Annotated in this window: 3 protein-coding genes; all 3 read left to right on the top strand. The window is 41.9% G+C overall.

What is annotated here, in order from left to right; all coding sequences use genetic code 11:
* The first annotated feature begins 825 nt into the window (after positions 1–825).
* From ACWXWT_RS19980 to ACWXWT_RS19990, 3 genes are read left to right on the top strand one after another with little or no spacing between them, the layout of a single operon-like run.
* Positions 826–1,068, top strand: coding sequence for an OadG family protein (locus ACWXWT_RS19980; protein WP_456043322.1), 243 nt, complete (start codon positions 826–828; stop codon positions 1,066–1,068).
* 13 nt (positions 1,069–1,081) lie between these two features.
* Positions 1,082–2,860 (top strand): sodium-extruding oxaloacetate decarboxylase subunit alpha, encoded by a 1,779-nt coding sequence (oadA, locus tag ACWXWT_RS19985; RefSeq protein WP_456043323.1) that lies wholly within the window; start codon positions 1,082–1,084, stop codon positions 2,858–2,860.
* 9 nt (positions 2,861–2,869) lie between these two features.
* Complete coding sequence (locus ACWXWT_RS19990) at positions 2,870–4,000, top strand: sodium ion-translocating decarboxylase subunit beta (RefSeq protein ID WP_456043324.1); 1,131 nt, start codon at positions 2,870–2,872, stop codon at positions 3,998–4,000.
* Positions 4,001–4,253: the final 253 nt, after the last annotated feature.

The following is a 4,253-nucleotide window of genomic DNA, read 5'->3' on the forward strand; positions in this document are numbered from 1 at the left end:
GATGCTGGAGGTAGAGTAACGCAGGAGCTTGTTACCGAGGATCACTATTCGCTTCAATCATCTGCCTTGCCTACAGCACTTTGAACTCCCGCTGAAAGATCACATATTTAATAGGATTGGTATTAATCTGAATTTTAATCACTTTTCTATTCGTCTATACCGCTGTTTTATCTGAATTATAATGAAATTGGTACAAGACTGAAGGCAAAGTTGCTACATGTAAAAAAGCAATAACGAAGAGTGCACTAATTTCAGTTCGCTTAAAATAGATCATATTTCAGTAAGAGTGAGTATTATCCCTTGAACCTATTTGAGGTCAAATTGTACTCAGAAAAATTACATCTTTATTCATTTTTTTTGAGCAATTGGGTTAATTCCTGTTTTTAGTTGGTTCTGTTCAATATAAAACGTACTTGTTCTGTGCTTGCTTAATAACGATTTTATTATTTAATTATCACTAAAGCCTGGTGTTTTGTGGAATCTTCATTTTATCAGTGCTTTTATTGATGTTTCTGTCGTCGCACTGTTGTTGTGCATCTAATTTGGTAAGACCAATTTACAAAAAGATAGCATTGATGATATATATTGTTTATATTTTGTGACAGGATTTTGAGTTGCTTCCTCCCAATATGGTGGACTTAGTTCAGAAATAACACTGTGTTAAATGACGTTTGGGCTGAATATTTATGCTTGTTTGATTAGGGCTTGTTTCATTGATGTCGTCAAAATGATGCGAGCAAATTGATTTAAAGCAAATATTGCACCGGCATGGTGCGCATAAATTCACTCAGCTAAATTTAAAAGTTTGAAAAAAAGCGAGGACACATGACATCAATATCTGAGCAGTTATCCGATGCGCTTGGCATCATGATAATGGGCATGGGCTTAGTGTTTATTTTTTTAAGTATGTTGATCATCGGTATTGGCATTGTTGCTAAGCTTTTTCCTGCGCCCGTAGCCACAGCTACTCCCGCGCCTGCAACATCAGGCACATCAGCGCCGGCAACCTTAGATCCTAAGCTGGTTGCCGCTATTACCTCTGCGATACATCAATACCGCGCGAAATAAATTTGGAGTCATTATGAGCAAGCCATTAGCACTAACCGATGTCGTCCTGCGTGACGCTCATCAATCATTACTGGCAACACGGTTACGTATCGACGATATGTTACCTATCGCGCCGTTATTAGACAAAGTGGGTTTTTGGTCACTCGAGTCATGGGGTGGAGCCACATTCGACTCATGCATTCGTTATCTTGGTGAGGATCCATGGGATCGTATTCGTGAATTAAAAAAAGCCATGCCGAATACACCGCAGCAAATGTTACTGCGTGGACAGAACCTTTTAGGCTATCGTCACTATGCTGATGATGTCGTCACTCGTTTTGTTGAACGTGCGCATACTAATGGTGTTGATGTATTTCGTATCTTTGACGCCATGAACGATGTGCGTAATCTTGAAACAGCGGTCAAAGCAGTCAAAAATGTAGGTGGTCATGCTCAAGGTACCATTTCTTTTACCACTAGCCCTGTACATACTATTGATACTTGGGTCGATATGGCTAAGCGTTTAGAAGATATGGGAGCAGACTCTTTATGTATTAAAGACATGGCCGGTTTACTTAAACCAATGCAAGCTTACGAGCTTATTAGCCGTTTAAAATCACAGACTGATTTAATGGTGTCGATGCATTGTCATGCGACAACAGGCTTAAGTACAGCGACATATCAAAAAGCCATCGAAGCGGGAGTTGATGTGCTTGATACCGCTATATCTTCCATGAGCCAAACCTACGGCCACAGTGCGACAGAAACCTTAGTAGCCATGGTAGAAGACACCGACAGAGCGACTGGTTACGATATGGTCTTGCTTGAAGAGATTGCAGCCTATTTTCGTGAAGTGCGTAAAAAGTATGTGCGTTTCGAAGGGGCATTGAAGGGCATTGACTCGCGTATTTTACGCGCCCAAGTGCCTGGCGGCATGTTAACCAATATGGAAAACCAATTAAAAGAGCAGGGCGCAGCAGACAAAATGGACGCCGTTCTTGAAGAGATCCCGCGGGTTCGTGAAGATCTAGGTTTCTTACCACTCGTTACCCCAACATCACAAATTGTTGGTTCTCAGTCGGTTATTAATGTACTGATGGGCGATCGTTACAAGTCGATGACCAAAGAAACTGAGGGAGTATTAAAAGGTGAGTATGGCGCGACGCCAGCGCCAGTTAACGCAGAGCTTCAAGCTAGAGTATTGAATGGTGAGCAACCTATTACGTGTCGTCCAGCTGATTTAATTGCCCCAGAGCTTGATAAGTTGCGTGCTGAATTGGTCGATAAAGCCAAAGAGCAAGGGGTTACCTTAGCGGCAGAATCCGATGATGATGTCATGACGTATGCGTTATTTAATCAAATTGGTTTACAGTTTTTGCAAAATCGCGGTAATCCGGATGCATTTGAACCCGTACCAAGTGCAAACGATTTACAAGTCAAAGCCGACAACGGTCCGCAAACGTATACCGTTAATGTTGAAGGCCAGAGTTTTGTGGTTGAAGTGAGTGAAGGCGGTGAGATTAGTCATATAGCACCAACACCTTCAGTTCCGGCCTCGACACCCCCAGTTCAAGTTGTCTCAGCACCTGCTGGTGAGGTTAAGTGCACTATGTCTGCGCCTCTCTCAGGTAATATTTTTAAAGTGTTAATAAACAATGGTCAGGCAGTAAAAACCGGTGAGGTAATTATTATTCTTGAAGCCATGAAAATGGAAACTGAAATCCGCGCTCCGCAAGATGGTGTTGTCACCAACCTTTCTGTAAAGCAAGGTGACAGTGTGACCGTTGGTTCAACATTACTTGCACTAGCATAAGAGGTCAACATGGAAGGATTAATGGCCTTTTGGGCTGAAACTGGCGTCGTTAATTTTACAGGCGGCCAATTGCTGATGATGGCCGTAGGTTGTTTATTGCTATTTTTAGCCATTGCACGAGGGTTTGAGCCTTTACTGCTTTTACCTATTGGTTTTGGAGCAATTTTAGCAAATATTCCTAATGCAGGCTTTACTGATGAAGGAGGCTTGTTGTATTACGCTTATCATGTAGGCATTGAAACGGGTGTGTTTCCGCTGCTTATTTTCATGGGGGTCGGGGCGTTAACTGATTTTGGAGCCTTAATTGCCAACCCAAAAACTTTGCTATTAGGTGCCGCAGCGCAATTTGGTATTTTTGCTACCTTACTTGGTGCTATTGCTCTAAACGCTGTCCCAGGGTTTGAGTTTAGTATGCAAGATGCTGCAGCCATTGCCATTATTGGTGGCGCAGATGGCCCAACGGCTATTTTCTTGGCCTCTAAATTGGCGCCGGAGTTATTGGGCGCGATTGCTGTTGCTGCATACTCATACATGGCATTGGTACCATTGATTCAACCTCCTATTATGAGATTACTGACCACGAAAGCGGAACGTGAAATCAAAATGGAACAGTTGCGTGAGGTGAGTAAAAAAGAGAAAATTATTTTTCCGCTAATGGTACTTGGTATGACCATTTTATTTTTACCTGCAGCAACACCTCTCGTTGGGATGTTTTGTTTAGGTAATTTAATGCGTGAATCCGGTGTGGTTGATCGTTTGTCAAAGACAGCACAAAATGAGTTAATCAACATTGTAACGATTTTCTTAGGGCTTGCAGTGGGTTCTAAATTGTCGGCAGATCAATTTTTACGTATCGAAACCTTAGGTATTTTAATATTAGGTGCAGTGGCATTTAGTATTGGTACTGCTGCAGGCATACTTATGGCTAAACTGATGTGTAAATTGTCTGGTGGTAAGGTTAATCCGTTAATTGGTGCGGCAGGGGTATCAGCCGTACCGATGGCTGCACGAGTTGTGAATAAAGTGGGTTTAGAGTCTAATGATCAAAACTTCTTACTTATGCATGCTATGGGACCTAATGTTGCTGGAGTGTTAGGCAGTGCGGTTGCCGCTGGTGTGCTATTGGCTGTCTTAGGCTAATCCTTAGCAATTGAATCTAAAAGCCAATGCAATTGCATTGGCTTTTTTGTTTTTATTCCATAAGTAAAGTCGATATACCTATTTAATACCAATCTCATTTAATATCTGGTCAGTTCAGAGTCTCTTAGGTTTTTCAATTCAAGGCACATTGATGTAGAAATGGTTGTTGCCTTTTAAATCGATGTAACACAGAAGTGGAATACCTGAGAGACTCCATTCTGGCGGGTTTCAAAGTCCTTTATGCTTCGTTAGA

This window comes from Shewanella sp. A22 (assembly GCF_053850585.1).